Source organism: Streptomyces sp. NPDC107581 (genome assembly GCF_055657175.1).
The window spans coordinates 542,402-560,757 of sequence record NZ_JBVKBH010000002.1; the positions used below are offsets into that span (position 1 = coordinate 542,402).

The following is an 18,356-nucleotide window of genomic DNA, read 5'->3' on the forward strand; positions in this document are numbered from 1 at the left end:
TGAGCACGAACTCGTCACCCGGATCCGCATGGCCGCTGCCGGACCGGTGACGCGGGCCCGGCTCAGGGCGTCAGGTATGCCTCCACCTCACTGAACTGCCCGGCCGGCCAGCCCGTGTTGGCGCTGACGGTCAGACGGAGATAGCGCAGGTTCGTGCCGCTGGGCAGGGAGACGGTGGCGGTGTTGCCGGTCGCCGGGTCGAAGCGGTAGCCCTGGGATCCGGTCACGGTCGAGTAGCCGGAGCCGTCGGTGCTGCCGAGCACCGTGACGGTCTGGGTGCGGGCTCCCCAGGCCGGGGACGGGGGCAGCTTGAGCACCAGGCGGCGGACGGCGTAGGCGGAGCCGAGGTCGGCCGTCCAGGACTGCGGGAAGGCGTTGTTGGTGGACTCCCAGTAGCTGTTCGCATCGCCGTCGACCGCCTTGCCGGGCGTGTAGACGTCCTGCGACCCGGTCGCGGTGGCCGGGCGGCCCTTGGCGAGGTTGCGGTTCGGGTCGGGGTCGGGATTGCCCTGACCGGGCCGGGGCCAGGTGGAACAGTCCGACCAGGTGCTGGACCAGCCGGAGTTGCCGCCGCCGTCGGAGAGGGTGAAGGAGCCGGAGTTCGCTGGGTAGGGGCAGTTGTAGACACCGGCGGCCCCGACGCCCGTCGCGCTGACGTTGCGGAAGGCGGCCGCGCCCTGTGCCTCGGCCTGGACCACGACCGTCCCCGTGTTCTGCACACTCGCGCCGCTCACGTTGACGTTGCGGACCGGATACCCCTGTCCGCCGCCGGAGACGAACTCGAAGGCGCTGTAGGGGCTGTCGGTGATCGTCGTGTTGGTGATGTCGACCGTCGCGTTGATCGCGCTGTCGTACGAGTCGACGCGCAGCGCGCCCATCGGGTGGTTCCAGTTGGGGTTCATCGCGCCGGTGCGCACGAGCGTGTTGCCGTCGACGGTGATGGTGCCGGACAGCGGGGAGAAGGGGTCGAGGAACTTCTGGTTGGAGATGGCGATCCCGCTGCCGAGTGCGTTGGTGTCGGAGACCAGGTTGTTCCTGACCGTGATGTCGGTGCCGCCGTAGACGGCGATGCCGTTGGCGAGGTTGGGCTGCGAGATCGTGTTGTTCTCGAAGCTGGAGTTCGTGTCCGGGGAGTACAGCGACCACATGGCGAGCGCGTCGTCGCCCTGGTTGCGCAGGAAGTTGTTGCTGACGCGGACGCCCTTGGCGGTGCCGTTGAGGTTGAGGCCGTCGGCGGTGGTGTCGAGGATGCGGTTGTTCTCCACCACCAGGTTGTCGTTGGTGCCGGTCAGCCACAGCCCGACCTTCATGTGCTGGATCCACATGCCGGAGACGGAGGAGTTCGGGCCGAGAGAGCCGTTGACGAAGTTGTCCGGGCTGGAGTCGACGCGTTCGGTGACCTCGCCGATGACCGCGAAGTCCTTGATGTGCACGTTTCCGGAGGAACTGGACTGGTCGATGAACCGGGAGGTGTGCACGACCGAGTACCAGCTGCCCGCGCCCTGCAGGGTCACGTTCTGCACACCGCTGAGCGAGGAGGTGATCCGGTAGTCGCCCGGCGGGATCCACACCACCCCGCTCTGGGCGGCCGCGACGGCGTCCCGGAAGGCCTGGGTGGAGTCGCCGTTGCCGCTGGGGTCGGCGCCCTTGGACACGACGGACACCGAACCGGCGGGCTGGGCGGCGGCCGCCGCGACCTGCTCGAAGTCGGCGACGTCCACGGTGACCTGGGTGCCGGTCGACTCGAAGGCGATCTTGTCGCCCGCCTGGACGTTCTGCCCCAGCAGCAGCCGGGCGTTGTCGAAGAAGTGATGGGTCTTCGCGCCCGCGATCCAGCCGGTGTCGATGTAGGAGTACTTGGACGTCACCGGGAGCGTCCTGGCGATCCTGGTCCCGTTGACGTACACGTCGAGCGCACCGGACTGACCGTCCGGGACGCTGTAGGCGACGTTCACGGCATTGGAGGCGCGCGGCACGGTGAACTCCACCCGCTGCCCGGAGGCCAGCCGTACGGCCTGCCGTCCGGAGGCCTCCGAGGCGAGGGTGCCCTGGGTGTAGTCGGGGCCGACCTTCGTGCCGGTGGTGCTCGCCGACTCGGCCTCGACCGAGGTGAAGGGGAGCGAGGCGCCCGCGGCCGCGTGAGCGGCGGGGGCCACGGCGACGAGCATGCCGGCGGCGAGGGCGACGACCGCCCCGATCGCTGGCATGCGCCTGACATGTCCGGCGGTGCTGCTGTTCATGTGCCGATCCCTTCGTGGTGGGGGTGCGTGGGACAGCAAGGGGGTACGGGTGCGGCTCAGACGGCCAGCCAGGCCGCCGTGTCCTGCGGCAGCCGGCCCGCTTCGTCCAGCGGGCCGCTGCTGAGCAGGAGCCGGGCGTGCGCGGGCAGTTCGGCGGGTGCGGCGGCGAGGTTGACCACGCACAGCGCGCCCGGCGCGCGGGAGAAGGCGAGCACGCCGTCGGGGGCGGGCAGCCAGGTCAGGGGGCCCTCGCCGAAGACCGGCCGGGCCGCGATGGCCTCGCGGTAGAGGGCGAGCACGGAGTCGGGGTCCTGCTGCTGCCGGTCGACCGCGTACGACGTCCAGCCGTCCGGCTGGGGCAGCCACGGCTCCTCGTGCGAGCCGAATCCCGCATACGGCGCGCCGGCCGTCCAGGGCAGCGGCACCCGGCATCCGTCCCGGCCCGGGTCGGCACCCCGCGACCGGAAGTACATCGGATCCCGGATGCGGTCGGCCGGGATCTCCGCCTCCGGCAGCCCCAGCTCCTCCCCCTGGTACAGATAGACGGCCCCGGGCAGCGCCAGCGACAGCAGCGCCGCCGCCCGGGCCCGGCGGGTGCCGAGCGCCAGGTCCGTCGGGGTGCCGAAGGCCTTGGCGGCGAAGTCGAAGCCGGTGTCCTCGCGGCCGTAGCGGGTGACCGTGCGCGTCACGTCGTGGTTGCACAGCACCCAGGTGGCCGGGGCGCCGACAGGAGCGTGCTCGGCGAGGGTGGTGTCGATGGAGGTGCGCAGCCGCTCGGCGTCCCAGGGGCAGGCCAGGAAGGAGAAGTTGAAGGCGGTGTGCAGTTCGTCGGGGCGCAGATAGCGGGCGAAGCGTTCGGGGTCCGGGAGCCAGACCTCGCCGACGAACACGCCGCCGTAGGCGTCGGCGACGGACCGCCAGGAGCGGTAGATGCCGTGGAGTTCGTCGCGGTCGACGAAGGGGTGCGGGTGCGGGTGCGCGGCGAGGTCGGGCAGGCCGGGGTCCTTGGCGAGCAGGGCGGCGGAGTCGATGCGGACCCCGGCGACACCGCGCTCGAACCAGAAGCAGAGGATGTCCTCGTGCTCCTGGCGCACCGCCGGGTGGGCCCAGTTCAGGTCGGGCTGCTCGGGGGTGAACAGGTGCAGGTACCAGTCGCCGTCGGGGAGCCGGGTCCACACCGGTTCGGTGGAGCCGGCGAACTGCGAGGGCCAGTCGTTGGGCGGGAGCTCGCCGTGCGGGCCGCGTCCGGGCCGGAAGTGGAACAGCTCGCGCTCGGGGCTGCCGGGCCCTGCGGCGAGGGCCGCCCGGAACCAGGGGTGCCGGTCGGAGACGTGGTTGGGCACGATGTCGACGATCGTGCGGATGCCCAGCTCGCGCGCCTCGGCGATGAGCTTCTCGGCCTCGGCGAGGGTGCCGAACGCCGGGTCGATGGCACGGTAGTCGGCGACGTCGTAACCGCCGTCCTTCATGGGCGAGAGGTACCAGGGGCTGAACCACAGCGCGTCCACACCGAGTCCGGCGAGGTACGGCAGTCTGGCGCGGACTCCCGCGAGGTCGCCGGTGCCGTCGCCGTCGCCGTCGGCGAAGCTGCGGACGTACACCTGGTAGATGACGGCCGAACGCCACCAGTCACGGTCCTCTTGGGCATGGGTGGGCTGTCCCACGGGGCATGCCTTTCTGTAGACGGGGCGGCTGCGTCAGCCCTTGGTGCTGCCCGCGCTGATCCCGGCGATGATGTGCCGCTGGAAGACGAGGAACAGCGCCACCATCGGGATGCTGGCGATCACCATCGCGGCGATGAGCACGGTGAGCTGGATGTTCTGCGACAGCTGGACCAGGGCCACACTGATCGGTTGCTTGCCGGTGTCGGAGAAGACCATCAGCGGCCACAGGAAGTCCTGCCACACCGCGACGAGGGCGAAGATCGACACCACGCCGAGCACCGGCCGGGACATGGGCAGGACGACCGACCACAGGATGCGCAGCCTGCCCGCGCCGTCGATCTCGGCGGCCTCCAGGACGTCGCGCGGCAGCTGGTCGAAGAACCGCTTCAGCAGGTACAGGTTGAACGCGTTGGCGACCGCCGGCAGCCAGATGCCGAGGGGGTCGTTGAGCAGGCTGGTGTGGATCAGCGGGAGGTCGGCGACCGTCAGGTACTTGGGGACGACGAGCGCCTGGGCCGGGACCATCAGGGTGGCGAGGATGCCGCCGAGGATCACCTTGCCGAAGGCGGGCTTCAGCCTGGACAGGGCGTAGGCGGCGGCCGTGCAGAACACCAGCTGGAAGGCCCAGGCGCCGGCCGCCTGCACCACCGTGTTCCACAGGTGCTGCGGCAGCTGCATCAGGTCCCAGGCGTCGGTGTAGCTGCCGAGGCGCCAGTGCTCGGGCAGGAGCGTCGGCGGGGTCCGGGCGACCTCGTCCGGGGACTTCATCGCGCCGGTCACCATCCAGTAGACCGGGAAGAGGAAGGCGAGGGCGAAGAGCAGGACGACGCCGGTGAACACCGTCCAGTAGACGGCCTTGCCGCGGGGGCGGGCGAGGGTGGCCGGGGAGATCAGGGTCCGGGTGCTCATGCGTCCCCCTCGGAGCGGGTGAGCCGCAGGTAGAGGGCGGAGAAGGCGCCGAGCAGGACGAGCAGCATGACGCTGAGCGCGCAGGCGCCGCCGAAGTCGTTGTAGAGGAAGGCGTACTTGTAGATGAGGTAGAGGACGGTGACCGTGGCGTTCTCCGGGCCGCCGCCCGTGATGACGAACGGCTCGGTGAAGACCTGCATGGTGGCGATGATCTGGAGGAGCATCAGCATCAGGATGACGAACCGGGTCTGCGGGACCGTCACGTGGCGGATGCGCTGGAGCAGGTTCGCGCCGTCCACTTCGGCGGCCTCGTACAGCTCGCCGGGGATGGACTGCAGGGCGGCCAGGTAGATGAGGACGGTGCCGCCCAGGTTGGCCCAGGTGGCCACGATCACCAGGGAGACGAGTGCGGTGCCGGCGCCGTTGGACCAGTTCGACGTGGGCAGGTGCAGGAACCGCAGCGTCTCGTTGGCGAGGCCGGCCCCCGGGTCGTAGAACCACTTCCACAGCAGGGCGCTGACCACCGGCGGGATCATCACCGGCAGGTAGACCACGACCCGGAAGAAGGCCTTCGCATGGCGCAGTTCGTTCAGGACGAGGGCGAGGACGAAGGGGACGGCGAAGCCGATCAGCAGGGCCAGCACGGTGAAGGTGAGGGTGTTGCGCCAGGCCGCCGTGAACTCGGGATCGTGCCAGACGCGGGTGAAGTTGGCGGTGCCGACCCACCGGGGCGAGGAGCCGGGCGTGTACTTCTGGAACGCGATGACCACCGCGCGGATCGCCGGGTACCAGGAGAACAGCGCGAAGCAGACCACGCCGCCGAGGAGGAACGCGTAGGCGCGGGCCTGGTCGGCCAGGCGGCGCCGCCCCCGGTCCCCTGCCGGGGACGGCGCCCGGACCGGATGGACGGCGACGTCCGCGACCGGGCGCCGCTCGGCCGTCGTCTTCGTCATGGCGGTCAGCTCCGGGCCAGAATGCCGTCGATCTTGCCGGACGCGTCCTTCAGGAGCTGGTCGATGTCCGCGTCCTTCTCGGTGAGGACGGCGGAGACGACGCCGTCGAGGACGGAGTAGATCTGCTGGGCGTCCGGCGGCTCGATCTTCATCCGCAGCTGCTGGTTGCCGTCGAGGAAGGCCTGGTAGTTCTCCACCGGGACATTGGCGTTGGCCTTCTTGACCTGCTGGTCCTTGGCGTCGGCGGCGCCGGTGAACAGGCGCGGCTCGGGCAGGCCCACCGGGGCGTCGTTCTTCTTGGCCCGGGCGTAGTCGCCGAGGAAGCCCGATCCCGGGGTGAGGAACATGTGGTCGAGCCACTTCAGGCCGGCGCGGATCTGGGCCGGGGTGTCCTTCTTGTTGAACATGTAGCCGTCGCCGCCGATGAGGGTGCCCTCGCCTCCGGGCATGGGGGCCAGGGCGAGGTCGTTGTAGCTGCCGCCCTTCTCCTTGACCAGGATCGGGATGTTGTCGGGGGCGGAGAGGTACATGCCGAGCTTGCCCGAACCCATCAGCTGCTGCACGTCGTTGATGACGAGGAGCTGCTTGCTGCCCATCGAGTCGTCCGTCCACCGCATGTCGTGCAGGTTCTGCAGCACGGCGTGGCCCTCGGGGGTGTCGACGGTGGCCTTCTTGCCGTCGGGGCTCACCACGTCGCCGCCCTGTGCGTACAGCTCGGCGGTGAAGTGCCAGCCGCCCTGGTTCTGTGCGCTGTAGTCGGCGTATCCGACGGTGCCGTTGCCGAGGGCGGCGACCTTCTTGGCGTCCGCCCTGACCTCGTCCCAGGTCGCCGGGGGTGTGTCGGGGTCGAGTCCGGCCTTCTGGAAGAGCTTGCGGTTGTAGAGCAGGCCCATGCTGTACCCGGTGCGCGGTATGCCGTAGACCTTTCCGTCCACGGTGTAGATGTCCCGCAGCTGCTTCTGGATGGTGCCGTAGCTCTTCAGTTCCCTGAGGTACGGGGTGAGGTCGGTGGCCTGGTTGATGTCGACGACGTGCCGGGCGTCGGTGAAGTAGGTGTAGAAGACGTCCTCCATCTGACCGCCGGCGAGCTTGGCGTCGAACGTCTTCGGGTCCTGGCAGGGAAAGGCGTCGTGCGCGACGACGTCGATGTCCGGGTTCTGCTTCTCGAACGAGGCGATGTCCTGCTCGAAGAACCTCCGGTCCACCTTGGCGCTCCGGGGCGGCTCGCAGTTGACGGTGATGCGGGTCTTGCCGCTCGCCGTGTCGTCGTCGCCCGATCCGCAGGCGGACGCGGCGACGGCGAGGGAGGAACAGACGCCGATCGTGGCGAAGGTACGGCGGAACCCGGTGCGTCTCATCGGTGACCCCTCAAAGCAGGAGCGGTGGGCGCCGCACACTCAAGCACCGACGACATCGGCCCGCAAGATGTCGCGCAGAATCTGAAATTATTGAACAACCTATGGGATCTACTGGATCACGGCTGCGGTCTCAGTCGCGGGGAGCTTGCGCGGTGGAGCCGCGGACCACCAGCTCGGGCTCGAACAACAGCTCCTCGGCGGGTACGGCGGTGCCCCCGATGCGGGCGTTCAGCAGCTCCACGGCCGCGCGGCCCATGGCCTCGATGGGCTGGCGGACGGTGGTCAGCGGGGGTTCGGTGCAGTTCATGAACGCCGAGTCGTCGTAGCCGACGACGGAGATCCGCCCGGGGACGTCGTACCCCTTGCGGCGGGCGGCCCGGACGGCCCCCAGGGCGAGGGGGTCGCTGGCGCAGATGATGCCGGTGACGCCGCGGTCGAGCAGCCGGGAGGCCGCCGCGTGACCGCCTTCGAGGGAGAAGATGGCCCGGGCCACGTGCTCGTCCGGCAGATCGCCGGCGAGGGCGCGGGCGGCGGCGAGCTTGCGCGCCGAGGGGACGTGGTCGGCGGGGCCGAGGACCAGGCCGATCCGCTCGTGGCCGAGGGAGGCCAGGTGCCGCCAGGCCTGCTCCACCGCGACGGCGTCGTCGCAGGACACACCCGGGAAGCCGAGGTGTTCGATGGCCGCGTTAACCAGCACCACCGGGATGTTGCGGTCGGCGAGCAGCCGGTAGTGGTCGTGCGGCGCGTCCGCCTGCGCGTACAGGCCGCCCGCGAAGACCACGCCGGAGACCTGCTGTTGCAGCAGCAGGTCCACGTAGTCCGCCTCCGAGACCCCGCCCTTGGTCTGGGTGCACAGCACCGGGGTCAGTCCGAGCTGGGCGAGCGCACCCCCGATGACCTCGGCGAAGGCCGGGAAGATCGGGTTCTGCAGCTCCGGCAGGACCAGGCCCACGAGCCGGGCGCGTTCGCCACGCAGCTGGGTGGGGCGTTCGTAGCCGAGGACGTCGAGGGCGGACAGCACCGACTGCCGGGTGGCTTCGGAGACCCCGGGCTTGCCGTTGAGCACCCGGCTGACCGTGGCCTCGCTGACCCCGACCTTCTTCGCCACTTCCGCAAGTCGTCGCGTCATGCGCGCAAGAATAGCGCAAGGCACGCAAGCTGCTTGCGTAGAGCGGTTGCGGAGCGACTGCGGAGCGGTTGCGGAGCGACTATGGGGCCGGTTGCGGAGCGACTATGGGGCGGTTGCGGAGCGGTTCACGCAACCGGGGCATCCGGTGCCGCGGCGCGAAGGGGGTTTCCGGCCCGGCCCCGTCGGCGACCTGAACGCCGACGGAGCCGGGTCAGTCCTCGGGCTCCGGAACGACCGTCAGATGCGCGCCCGTGCCGCGCGGACGGCGCGGGCGGCGCGTGGCCGCGGCCGGACGGCGGGCGTCGCGCAGCACCATGGTCAGGCGCGTGCAGCCGATCTCCTCCAGGGTGCGGGTCGTCTCGTCGACGATCCGGCACTCGGTCGGGCCCCGGCGCGGGTCGGGGTGGCGCAGGAGGCGTACGGCGCCGTCGAGCTGGGTCGCGGCGTCGCCGACGGCGCGCATCCAGTGCGGCAGACCCTGCCGGTAGGCGGCCTCCATGATCGGGTCCTGGGCGACGTCCCGGCGGATCGCCTGGAGTTCGTGGTCGTGCGCGCAGCGCTCCAGGGCGGTCTTGAGGTGGGCGAGCATCGGCAGGCACCAGCCCGCCTCGTGCTCGCCGAGGATGCCGCCGGCGTCCGGGTGGAACAGGACGAACCGGAGGAAGTTGTCCCCGGGCATGGCCGTCGAATGAGGGCGCACACCCCGGAAAAGTGTCTCGAACGCACCGTTGGCCATCAGCACGTTCCAGCGGTGGTCGACGACCAGGGACGGGAAGGGCACGCCCTCCAGAAGTGTGGCGTAGTCCTGGAGATACGCCTGGGCCTCGCAGCCCTCGGGGACGGGCCGCGGTGCCGGCCGCTGCCCTCCTGCCTGATGTGCCATCGGGAGGTCACCCCTCTTGCCTCTGCGGCCTTCACGCGGCGAAGCGATCCTGCTGCCCCGACAAGACTCATGTCAACTATCGTGGCATTCCATGCCGGTTGACGGCTGAAATTCGCCACAGTTGTGGCGAGACCTGGATGTGAGTTCGAAGCACCGGATACTCTCCGGGAAGTTCACAACCGCTGTGAGAAACACACGGACGCACCTGAAGCCCACGAGAGACGTAGGAGTTCTGTCGGTGACGGATGGCTACGAGGATCCGGGCGCCACGGAGACCGCTCAGCTGCCGGCCGTCGTCGCCCGCGTCACCGGGCTCGCCGACCGGCTCGGGGTGCCGCACTCCCAGGTCTTCGACGTCGGTCGGCTCTCCGTCGCCTGCGGGGTCCCGGAGCCGGTGCTCAAGGCCCTGCTCAGCGGGCGCCCGGCGGGCGAGCCGGATGTCCAGGCGCGCTTCCTGCAGCGCCTGGACCTGCTGCGCCGCACCCGGCTGAAAACGAACGGCCGCAAGTACACCCAGCAGGAGATCGCCGACGGCGCGGGCATGTCCCGGCAGCAGGCCGGCGCCCTCATCAACGGCGACCGGCGGCCCACCATGGAGCACTGCGACGCGCTGCAGCGGTTCTTCCGCGTGCACGCCGGCTTCCTCACGGCGGAGGATCCCGAGGCGCTGGCGGGTGCCCTGCAGCGCACCGAGCAGGAACTGCTGCAGAAGCTCGCCGACCGGGAGCGGGCCGCGGCAGCGGCCGCGGACGATCCGCTGGAGCGGCTGCTGCAGGACCACGGGGTGCGCGGGATCGCCTGGCGGGCCGCGCAACTGCCCACGGACCAGCACCGGGACAAGGTCGCGGAGTGGCTCGACATGCTGCTGGAGAGCGTCAAGCGGCCCGAGTCGTGAGCCGGGAGAAAACTGTGGGCATCGGCAAGGACATGCGGCGGCTGTGCACCGAGCTGGTCGGGGAACTCTCCCTGCCCGGGCCGGTCCCGCCGCACGAGCTGTACCGCGCGCTGTGCGAGGCGATGAGCCGCCGCCGCGGCCGCCCCGTGCAGTTCCGTACGGCGGTCTTCCCGCCCGGGACGGCCAGCGGGCTGTGGCTGGACATGACCGACCGCGACCTGGTCGTCGTCGAGGAACGCACCGCGCCCGATCACCAGTTGGTGATCCTCGGCCACGAGCTGTGGCACATGCAGGCCGGGCACTGCGGTGACCGCACCCACGGGGCCGGCGTCGGCGTCGCCACCCGGCTGCTGAGCGAGGACACCGACCCAGCGGCGCTCGCGGCCGCGGTGCACCGGGTCGCCGCCCGCACCCGCTTCGACCAGTCCGAGGAGCGCGAGGCCGAGGCCTTCGGCCTGCTGCTCGCCAGCAAGTGCCGCACCTGGCTCGCCGGATCGGCGCTGCGCGGCCCGGTCCAGCGGGACGACGTGGCCGGCCGCATCGAGGCGTCCCTGGGGTACCTGGGGCCGCAGGGCTGAGCGACCCGGTGGGCGAGCCATCCGGCATTGTCAGTGGTGGACGGCAAGCTGTTACGTGCGCCGCAGGCGCGTGACCGTGACGCCGAACCGGGGAGAGCCGACCGATGCCCACCGCCGTACTGACCGACCGCGAGCGCACCGCCGTACAGGCCTACCTCCGGCTGCTGCACACCGTGCGCGCCGCCTTCGACGGGCCACCGGACGCGGGCCGTCCCGTGATCGTGCCGCCCGCCGTGCTCGCCGAGGCGGAAGGGGCCCTGGCACAGGCGGGACTCGCGGGCAACGAGGAGGAGTTCTTCCGGCTGCTGCGCCACTGGTGCCCGCCGCGGGAGTGAGCGCACGCCGACGGCGCCAGCCGCAGTGAGCCCGACGGCGGTGGCGCCGCAGCAGCCTGCGGACGCCGACAGCGCCCGCAGACGTGAGCGGGCGCCAGTGACGCACCGCGGGAGTGAGCGCACGCCAGCGGCGCACGCCGGAGTGAGCGGGCGCCGGACGGCCGTCCCGTACGCCGGTTCAGCGGTGCGGGACGGTCACCGCCGTCAGCACCAGCCCGTCCTCGGCCAGCCAGCGGCCCTCGAAGCCGCCCAGGCGGGTGCCGCCCACCAGAGGGCCGGGGACGAGCAGCCGCGCGTGGAAGCGGCCGCGGGTGCCCGGGCCCGGTGCCGGGAACAGCTCGATGTCGGCCTCGGAGAAGTCGAGCCAGGCGCGGGTGAGCGGGAACCACGCCTTGTAGACGGACTCCTTGGCGCTGAACAGCAGCCGGTCCCAGTGGACGGCGGGCCGGGCCGCGCACAGCTCGCGGTGCCGGTCCTGTTCGGCGGGGAGCGCTATGGCCTCGAAGACACCGTCCGGCACGGGCCCGTGCGGCTCGGCGTCGATACCGAGGGAGGCCAGGTCCGTGGCACGGACCAGGGCGGCGGCACGGTAGCCGTCGCAGTGGGTCATGGTGCCGGCCAGCCCCTCGGGCCAGATCGGGGCGCCGCGCTCGCCGGTCAGGACGGCCTGGGGCGGCACACCGAGCTTCTCCATGGCGCGCCGGGCGCAGACCCGCACGGAGGTGAACTCACGGCGGCGCTTGTCCACCGCCCGTGCCACCAGCTGCTGTTCCTCGGGATACAGGGAAGAGTCCGGGGCTTCCTCATCCCCGTACGCTTCCACGGCCACCACCGACTCCGGGAGCAGCTCCTCGATCACCGGGTCCGACCTCCATCGGCAGGATGCGGCGCAGCCGTCCCGGGGGCACCGGGCGCTTGCGCCATTCACGGGGGTATCCCACGGACACCTCTTCGAAGCGGACGCCCTCGTGCCAGGTCGTCCGCGGGATGTGCAGATGGCCGTAGACCATGGTCCGGACGCGGAACCGCCGGTGCCAGTCGGCGGTCAGCTCGGTGCCGCACCACATCGCGAACTCCGGGTGCCACAGCACCTCGGTCGGATGCCGGTGCAGGGGGTAGTGGTTGACGAGGACGGTGGGCATGTCCTCCGGCAGCTCGGCGAGCCTGCGCTCCGTCTCGGCGACCCGGGCGCGGCACCAGGCCTCGCGGGTGGGGTAGGGATCGGGGTGGAGCAGGAACTCGTCGTTGCAGATGATGCCCGTCTTCTCGGCGTAGGCCAGGCCCTGCGCCTTGGTGACGCAGCCGTCCGGCAGGAAGGAGTAGTCGTACAGCAGGAACAGCGGGGCGACGACGACGGGTCCGTCGGGTCCCTGCCAGACCGGGTACGGGTCCTCGGGCGTGATCACGCCCAGTTCGCGGCAGAGGTCGACGAGGTGTTCGTAGCGTGCGACGCCGCGCAGCGTGACGGGGTCCTTCGGGTGGGTCCACAGCTCGTGGTTGCCCGGGGCCCACAGGACCTTCCGGAAGCGTCCCGCGAGAGTGACGAGGACCCAGCGGATGTCCTCCACGGTCTCCGCGATGTCACCGGCGACGATCAGCCAGTCGTCCTCCGTGTGCGGGTGCAGCTGCTCGACCAGCGCACGGTTCTCCGGATAGCTGATGTGCAGGTCGCTGATGGCCAGCAGCTGCGCGGCCCCGGCCGTCGACTCCACCCCTCGCCCCTTCCGATCATGCCGTTGCCACCACGACAACACATCCACCGTCCCGAACACAAGGGATTCCGGCGCGGCGCACTTGGACAGCAGACGGAAATCCGTAACCTGCGCGTTGCACGCGCGGCCTCTTGAAAGCCGTATGATCGCCCCAACACCGACGCCCCTAACCTCCCTTCGCACAGGGCCGTTTGGTGTCCCTTCCCTCTTCCTGCCCGGGCACGGGCCGCTGAGTCCTGCCCGGAAACCCCGAAAGGCGGCCTGCATGCTCTCTCGCGTACGCGTCTGGCTCAATCGCACGTACGCGGAGAACGTGTTCTTCATGGATCAGCTGCGGAGAAATCCCAGCGACCGGGCGGTGGAGATCCATGCCACGCACGGGGACGCCGACTCCCCCGTGCTGGCCGCCGCCGACACCGCCGACCTGGAGCCGGAGGGCCTGTCCCCGGCCGCGTACGTCGAGTACGCCCTGGACCAGTGCGCGCGGCGCGGCATCGACGTGTTCGTGCCCCGGCTGCACCAGACGGCGATCGTGGCGCACCGCGCGGAGTTCGCGGCGGCGGGTACGGCGCTGCTGGCGCCGACGCCCGAGGCGGTGGCCGTGTTCGAGGACAAGGCGACGGCGTACGAGGCGGTCCGCTCGGTCGGCGTACCCGTGCCGCCGTGGTGGCGGGTACGTTCGGCGGACGAACTCGTGGCCGCGGTCGAGGAGTTGGAGGCGGACGGGCACAGGGCATGCTTCAAGCCTGCCGCCGGCGCGGGCGGGGTCGGCTTCCGCATGATCACCCGTGCCCCCTTCTCACTGACGCACTTGAACGGTTTCCCCGGTCCGTACGTCCAGCTGGATCTGGTCGTCGAGGCGCTCGAACGGGCCGGGGAGGCGGTGGACTGGCTGGTGATGCCGCGTCTGGAGCAGCCGGAGGTGTCCGTGGACTGCCTGACCGGTCCGGACAACCGCGTCCGGCTCGCCGTGGGCCGCACCAAGAACGGCCGCCGCCGGGGCTTCAGCCTGCACGAGCAGTGGCTGGAGCCGGCCCGGCTGATCGCGGAGGGCTTCGGACTGCACTACCTGTCCAACATCCAGTTCCGGATGCTCGGCGACCGCCCGGTGCTCCTCGACGTCAACACGAGGCCCGCCGGGGGCCTGCACCAGCTGTCGCTCTGCGGGGTGAACGCCCCCTGGGCGGCCGTGCAGTTGGCGCTGGGCGAGGACCCGGGGGTGATCGAGCCGCCGTTCCTGGGGCAGGACTACGCGGTGGTGTCCGGGCCCCGTCCGCTGCGGCCGGTGTCGCTGCCGCAGCAGAGGGTGGCGGAGGCCGAGGTGCTGCTGCCGGCCGTGCCGGTGCAGGCGGCCGCGGCCGAAGCGGCCGAGGTGCTGCCGCTGTAGGAGTTCGCCCGGGTGCGCGGGGGTTCGTGACCGCCCGCGCCCTTCCCCGCGTCCTCATCGGGCGCGCTTCGCATCACCGGTATGGACCAATTCCCGTCCTGCTCCTTGACACCCGGATTGGTCCATACCAGCTTTGATGGCGCACTTCCCGCACTCCCCTGTACTCCCCAACACCCATTCCCCACAGGGAGATCGCGTGCGCCACATACTCGGGCGTCACAGACGCCGGTTCCTCGCTCTGCTCGGTTCCGCCGCCCTCGCCGTCGGCGGGGCCGTCGCGCTGCCGGGCACGGCCCAGGCGGCCAACATCCTCACCAACCCGGGCTTCGAGTCGGGCAGCCTCTCCCCCTGGAGCTGCACCGGCAACCTCGGCTCGGTCGTCTCCTCCCCCGTGCACGGCGGCTCCAAGGCCCTGCAGGGCGCGGTGACGTCGAGCGACAACGCCCAGTGCAGCCAGCAGGTCGCGGTCCAGCCGAACACGACGTACACCCTCGGCGGCTGGGTCCGCGGCTCCTACGTCTACCTCGGCGTGGACGGCGGCGCCTCCACCTGGACGACGTCCCCCTCCGCGTACAGCCGGCTCAGTGTCTCGTTCACCACCGGGGCCACGCAGACCAGCGCCACCATCTACGTCCACGGCTGGTACGCGCAGGGTTCGTACTACGCCGACGACATCAGCCTGGACGGGCCGGGCGGCGGAGGCGGCGGGGACACCCAGGCGCCGACCGCGCCCGGCGGGCTCACCTCGACCGGCAAGAGCTCGTCGAGCGTGTCGCTGAAGTGGAACGCCTCGACGGACAACGTGGGCGTGACGGCGTACGACGTCTACAGCGGCTCCAACCAGGTGCTCAGCGTGTCCGGTACGTCGGCCACGGTCAGCGGGCTGTCGCCGAGCACGTCGTACACCTTCAGCGTGAAGGCGCGGGACGCGGCCGGGAACGTGTCGGCGGCCTCCAACTCCGTGTCCGTCACGACGAACGCGGGCAGCGGCGGCGGCAGCGGGTTCAAACAGGCGGCGCCGTACCTGTACGAGGGCTGGGGCGACCCGCCGAGCCCGTCCACGGTGATGAGCGCGACCGGCATCAAGTGGTTCACGATGGCCTTCGTGCTGGACTCGGGCGGCTGCACGCCCGCCTGGGACGGCAGCCGGGCGCTGACCGGCGGGGTCGACCAGAGCGCCATCAACCAGGTCCGCTCGGCGGGCGGTGACATCGTCCCGTCGTTCGGCGGCTGGCAGGGCAGCAAGCTCGGCGCCAACTGCTCCTCCGCGAGCGCGCTCGCCGGGGCCCTGCAGAAGGTGATCGACGCCTATTCGCTCAAGGCGATCGACATGGACATCGAGAACACGGACGAGTTCGAGAACGAGGCCGTGCAGGCGAAGATCCTGACCGCCCTGAAGACGGTCAAGGCCGACAACCCCGGTCTGAAGACGATCGTCACCTTCGGCACCTCGACCACCGGCCCGACCTACTACGGCAACCGGCTCATCGAGCAGGCCCAGTCGCTCGGCGCCGGCATCGACGTCTTCACCATCATGCCGTTCGACTTCGGCGGCGGCTCCGACATGTACGGCAACACGGTCAACGCGGCCGAGGCCCTGAAGGCCAAGCTGAAGTCGACGTTCGGCTGGGACGACGCGACCGCCTACGCGCACATGGGCATCTCCGGCATGAACGGCCTCTCCGACCAGCAGGAGAACACCACTCCGGCGATCTGGACCCAGATCCGTGACTGGGCCAACTCCCACCACATCGCCCGGCTCGCCTACTGGGCCGTCAACCGCGACCGGCCCTGCCCCGGTGGCGGCGTGGTGAGCAACTGCTCCGGCATCAGCCAGAACACCTGGCAGTTCACCTCGATCACGGCCGGCTTCACCGGCTGAGCGGGACCCCGGCACGACCCCTGTCCCCCCGGCTCCGGAGCCGGGGGGATTTTTTTCCGCCCGGGGTGTATCAGGAGGCCACCCGGCCGCTCTTGCTATCAGGAACACGGAAAACGGGGGAAGCACCACGGGGGAAGCACCACGGGAAAACCCACGGGGGAAGCACCACGGGGGAACGGGGGCACGGGTCGGCCGGCCGCGGTCACGGGGAGCGGCCGGCCGACCCGACGTGCACCTCCCGGAGACGGCGCCCGCACGTTCTGTCCGCCGGGGGGACTACTTCAGGTACCCGAGGCCGGGATGGACGGCCGAGTACCCCTCGACCAGGCGACGGGCGACGTTCACCGAGTCGACCAGCGGATGCAGCGCGAAGGCCTTCAGGGCCGTCGCCCGCGAGCCGGACTCGGCGGCGGCCAGCACCTCGCGTTCGACCGCCTTGACCGAGCAGACCAGCCCGGTGGCGTGGCCGGGCAGCGGCGCGACGGCGACCGGGTGGGCACCGTTGGCGTCGACCAGGCAGGGCACCTCGATGACCGCGTCCGCGTCCAGGACCGACAGGGTGCCCTGGTTGCGCACGTTGAGGATCAGGGTCGTGCGCTCGTCGCGGGCGATGGCCCGCATCAGGGCGAGGGCGACCTTCTCGTAACCGCCGGAGAGGTCGTCGGCGTCGCGTTCGCCGGCGCCCGCCGTCTCCCGGTTCTCGGACATGTAGGTCGCCTCGCGCTCGGCGCGGGTGCGGTCCCAGAGGTCCAGGGCGGACACGCCGGCGCGCCGGACCTCCTCGTAGAACCGCGCCTGCTGGTCGCGCAGGAAGGCACCGCGGGTCTTCTCGGCCTCCTGACAGGCGCGTACGGCCTCGCGGTTGAAGTAGTAGTAGTGCAGGTACTCGTTGGGGACCGCGCCGAGGGACTGCAGCCAGTCGGCGCCGAACAGCTTGCCCTCCTCGAAGGAGCCGAGCAGGCCGGGGTCGGCGAGCAGGCGCGGCAGTTCGTCGTGCCCGGCCACGCGCAGACCGCGCACCCAGCCGAGGTGGTTGAGGCCGACGTAGTCGATCCACGCCTCCTTCGGGTCCGCGCCGAGCACGCGGGCGATCCGGCGGCCGAGGCCGACCGGCGAGTCGCAGATGCCGATGACACGCTCGCCGAGGTGGCGGGACATGGCCTCGGTGACGAGGCCCGCGGGGTTGGTGAAGTTGATGACCCAGGCGTCGGGGGCCAGGCGGGCCACCCGCCGGGCGATGTCGACGGCGACCGGGACCGTCCGCAGGCCGTAGGCGATCCCGCCCGCGCCGACCGTCTCCTGGCCGAGGACGCCCTCCGCCAGCGCCACCCGTTCGTCGTCCGCCCTGCCTTCCAGGCCGCCGACGCGGATCGCGGAGAAGACGAAGCGGGCGCCGCGCAGGGCCTCGTCGAGGTCGGTGGTGGCCGTCACGCGGGGGGCGTCGTCCACGCTCGACGCCTGCTCGGCCAGGACGCGGGTGACCGCATCCAGCCGGCTGCCGTCCAGGTCGTGCAGGACGACCTCCGTGACCCGCCCCTCGCCGCGGTCCGTCAGCAGCGCCCCGTACACGAGCGGCACCCGGAATCCGCCGCCGCCCAGAATCGTCAGCCTCACGCCTGCACCTCTCCCGCCAGGACCACCTCGACGCCCGCCTCCTCCAGCGAGGTGCGGGTCGCCGGGTGGACCGGCTCGTTCGTCACCACCACGTCCAGGTCCTCGGGACCGCAGACCTTCGCCATGCCCTTACCCGGGAACTTCGCCGAGTCCGCGAGCAGCACGACCTTGTCACTGGCCTTGATCATGGCGCGCTTGACCGGCACCTCGACGACCGTCGTGTCCATCACCTGCCCGCCCGGGCGCACTCCGCCTGCGCCGAGGAAGAGCCAGTCGGCGTGCAGCTGGCGCAGGTTGTCCTCGGTGAGGAAGCCGACCAGGGAACGGTACTCGCGGCGGACCATGCCGCCGAGCAGGACCAGTTCGATGCCCTCGTCGTCGGCCAGCTCCTCGTAGACGACCAGATTGCCGGTGATCACGGTGAGACGGCGGCCGTGCAGGCAGCGGGCGAGCCGGTGGGCGGTGGTGCCGATGTCGAGCAGCACCGACTGGCCGTCCTCGACCATGGCCGCGGCGCGCACCGCTATGGCGTCCTTCTCCGCCGGCCGCACCTCGGCGACGCCGGCGACCTCGGCGAAGGGCTGGTCGCCCTCGTCCGCGACCGCGCCGCCGCGCACCCGGGTGAGCAGGCCGTCCTCCTCGAGCCTGACCAGATCGCGCCTGATCGTGGCGGGGCTCACGCCCAGCTCCTCGGAGAGGTCCGTGACGGCCGCGGGGCCGCCCGAGCGCAGGGCTCGCAGGATGAGTTGATGCCGCCGTTCCGCCAACACGCCATGAACACTACGCGTCATCTCCAAGCAGATCCATGCTCGGTTCT

Annotated in this window: 16 protein-coding genes; 5 read left to right on the top strand and 11 right to left on the bottom strand. The window is 71.1% G+C overall.

The features are described 5' to 3' along the window. Window positions 1–62: 62 nt before the first annotated feature. From ACZ7P3_RS05980 to ACZ7P3_RS06010, 7 genes are all read right to left on the bottom strand, one after another. The gene (locus tag ACZ7P3_RS05980) at window positions 63–2,240 is read right to left on the bottom strand and encodes a galactose-binding domain-containing protein (protein WP_472079193.1); all 2,178 of its coding nucleotides are present in this window, start codon (window positions 2,238–2,240) and stop codon (window positions 63–65) included. A 56-nt stretch (window positions 2,241–2,296) separates the two neighbouring features. Continuing rightward, window positions 2,297–3,904, bottom strand: coding sequence for a glycoside hydrolase family 13 protein (locus ACZ7P3_RS05985; RefSeq protein ID WP_472079195.1), 1,608 nt, complete (start codon window positions 3,902–3,904; stop codon window positions 2,297–2,299). A gap of 33 nt (window positions 3,905–3,937) precedes the next feature. Beyond that, window positions 3,938–4,813 carry a carbohydrate ABC transporter permease gene (locus ACZ7P3_RS05990; protein ID WP_472079197.1) on the bottom strand — a complete coding sequence of 292 codons (876 nt, stop codon included), beginning with the start codon at window positions 4,811–4,813 and terminating at the stop codon, window positions 3,938–3,940. After that, window positions 4,810–5,766 carry a carbohydrate ABC transporter permease gene (locus ACZ7P3_RS05995; protein ID WP_472079199.1) on the bottom strand — a complete coding sequence of 319 codons (957 nt, stop codon included), beginning with the start codon at window positions 5,764–5,766 and terminating at the stop codon, window positions 4,810–4,812. Before ACZ7P3_RS05995 ends, ACZ7P3_RS05990 begins: the two co-directional genes overlap by 4 nt. 5 nt (window positions 5,767–5,771) lie before the next feature. After that, window positions 5,772–7,124, bottom strand: coding sequence for an ABC transporter substrate-binding protein (locus ACZ7P3_RS06000; protein ID WP_472079201.1), 1,353 nt, complete (start codon window positions 7,122–7,124; stop codon window positions 5,772–5,774). Between the two features lie 130 nt (window positions 7,125–7,254). Then, the gene (locus ACZ7P3_RS06005) at window positions 7,255–8,253 is read right to left on the bottom strand and encodes a LacI family DNA-binding transcriptional regulator (protein ID WP_472079203.1); all 999 of its coding nucleotides are present in this window, start codon (window positions 8,251–8,253) and stop codon (window positions 7,255–7,257) included. Between the two features lie 211 nt (window positions 8,254–8,464). Beyond that, window positions 8,465–9,136: an MmyB family transcriptional regulator gene (locus ACZ7P3_RS06010; protein WP_472079205.1), complete on the bottom strand. Its 672-nt coding sequence runs from the start codon at window positions 9,134–9,136 to the stop codon at window positions 8,465–8,467. 238 nt (window positions 9,137–9,374) lie between these two features. Between ACZ7P3_RS06010 and ACZ7P3_RS06015 the strand changes: the two genes are divergently transcribed. From ACZ7P3_RS06015 to ACZ7P3_RS06025, 3 genes are all read left to right on the top strand, one after another. Then, window positions 9,375–10,031 carry a helix-turn-helix domain-containing protein gene (locus ACZ7P3_RS06015; protein WP_472079206.1) on the top strand — a complete coding sequence of 219 codons (657 nt, stop codon included), beginning with the start codon at window positions 9,375–9,377 and terminating at the stop codon, window positions 10,029–10,031. Window positions 10,032–10,063: 32 nt separating this feature from the next. Beyond that, window positions 10,064–10,609 (top strand): toxin-antitoxin system, toxin component, encoded by a 546-nt coding sequence (locus ACZ7P3_RS06020; protein WP_472079436.1) that lies wholly within the window; start codon window positions 10,064–10,066, stop codon window positions 10,607–10,609. A 104-nt stretch (window positions 10,610–10,713) separates the two neighbouring features. After that, entirely contained in the window at window positions 10,714–10,944 is a 231-nt protein-coding gene (locus ACZ7P3_RS06025; RefSeq protein WP_472079207.1) for a hypothetical protein, read from the top strand. Window positions 10,945–11,122: 178 nt separating this feature from the next. Here the strand turns inward: ACZ7P3_RS06025 and ACZ7P3_RS06030 are convergent, their stop codons facing one another. Together ACZ7P3_RS06030 and ACZ7P3_RS06035 are read right to left on the bottom strand one after the other, a co-directional pair. Then, window positions 11,123–11,803: a 4'-phosphopantetheinyl transferase family protein gene (locus tag ACZ7P3_RS06030; RefSeq protein WP_472079209.1), complete on the bottom strand. Its 681-nt coding sequence runs from the start codon at window positions 11,801–11,803 to the stop codon at window positions 11,123–11,125. Further along, window positions 11,748–12,656: a metallophosphoesterase family protein gene (locus tag ACZ7P3_RS06035; RefSeq protein ID WP_472079210.1), complete on the bottom strand. Its 909-nt coding sequence runs from the start codon at window positions 12,654–12,656 to the stop codon at window positions 11,748–11,750. The genes ACZ7P3_RS06030 and ACZ7P3_RS06035 overlap by 56 nt, the downstream gene beginning before the upstream one ends. Before the next feature lie 265 nt (window positions 12,657–12,921). Here ACZ7P3_RS06035 and ACZ7P3_RS06040 point away from each other — a divergent pair, with 265 nt between their 5' ends. Together ACZ7P3_RS06040 and ACZ7P3_RS06045 are read left to right on the top strand one after the other, a co-directional pair. Next, entirely contained in the window at window positions 12,922–14,043 is a 1,122-nt protein-coding gene (locus tag ACZ7P3_RS06040) for an ATP-grasp domain-containing protein (protein ID WP_472079211.1), read from the top strand. Window positions 14,044–14,239: 196 nt separating this feature from the next. After that, complete coding sequence (locus ACZ7P3_RS06045; protein ID WP_472079213.1) at window positions 14,240–15,925, top strand: carbohydrate binding domain-containing protein; 1,686 nt, start codon at window positions 14,240–14,242, stop codon at window positions 15,923–15,925. Window positions 15,926–16,201: 276 nt separating this feature from the next. Here ACZ7P3_RS06045 and ACZ7P3_RS06050 read toward each other — a convergent pair whose 3' ends face one another. Together ACZ7P3_RS06050 and ACZ7P3_RS06055 are read right to left on the bottom strand one after the other, a co-directional pair. Continuing rightward, a complete protein-coding gene (locus tag ACZ7P3_RS06050) occupies window positions 16,202–17,539 on the bottom strand; it encodes a 6-phospho-beta-glucosidase (RefSeq protein ID WP_472079215.1) in 1,338 nt (445 codons plus the stop codon). Beyond that, on the bottom strand, window positions 17,536–18,309 hold the full coding sequence (locus ACZ7P3_RS06055) for a DeoR/GlpR family DNA-binding transcription regulator (protein WP_472079217.1): 774 nt from the start codon (window positions 18,307–18,309) through the stop codon (window positions 17,536–17,538). The genes ACZ7P3_RS06050 and ACZ7P3_RS06055 overlap by 4 nt, the downstream gene beginning before the upstream one ends. Window positions 18,310–18,356: the final 47 nt, after the last annotated feature.

Excerpts from the sequence above, each read along its gene's own strand:
- ACZ7P3_RS05995 (WP_472079199.1), bottom strand. The coding sequence starts at position 5,766 with ATGACGAAGACGACGGCCGAGCGGCGCCCGGTCGCGGACGTCGCCGTC.
- ACZ7P3_RS06040 (WP_472079211.1), top strand. The coding sequence starts at position 12,922 with ATGCTCTCTCGCGTACGCGTCTGGCTCAATCGCACGTACGCGGAGAAC.
- ACZ7P3_RS05990 (WP_472079197.1), bottom strand. The coding sequence starts at position 4,813 with ATGAGCACCCGGACCCTGATCTCCCCGGCCACCCTCGCCCGCCCCCGC.
- ACZ7P3_RS06020 (WP_472079436.1), top strand. The coding sequence starts at position 10,064 with ATGCGGCGGCTGTGCACCGAGCTGGTCGGGGAACTCTCCCTGCCCGGG.
- ACZ7P3_RS06025 (WP_472079207.1), top strand. The coding sequence starts at position 10,714 with ATGCCCACCGCCGTACTGACCGACCGCGAGCGCACCGCCGTACAGGCC.
- ACZ7P3_RS06010 (WP_472079205.1), bottom strand. The coding sequence starts at position 9,136 with ATGGCACATCAGGCAGGAGGGCAGCGGCCGGCACCGCGGCCCGTCCCC.
- ACZ7P3_RS05980 (WP_472079193.1), bottom strand. The coding sequence starts at position 2,240 with ATGAACAGCAGCACCGCCGGACATGTCAGGCGCATGCCAGCGATCGGG.
- ACZ7P3_RS06005 (WP_472079203.1), bottom strand. The coding sequence starts at position 8,253 with ATGACGCGACGACTTGCGGAAGTGGCGAAGAAGGTCGGGGTCAGCGAG.
- ACZ7P3_RS06000 (WP_472079201.1), bottom strand. The coding sequence starts at position 7,124 with ATGAGACGCACCGGGTTCCGCCGTACCTTCGCCACGATCGGCGTCTGT.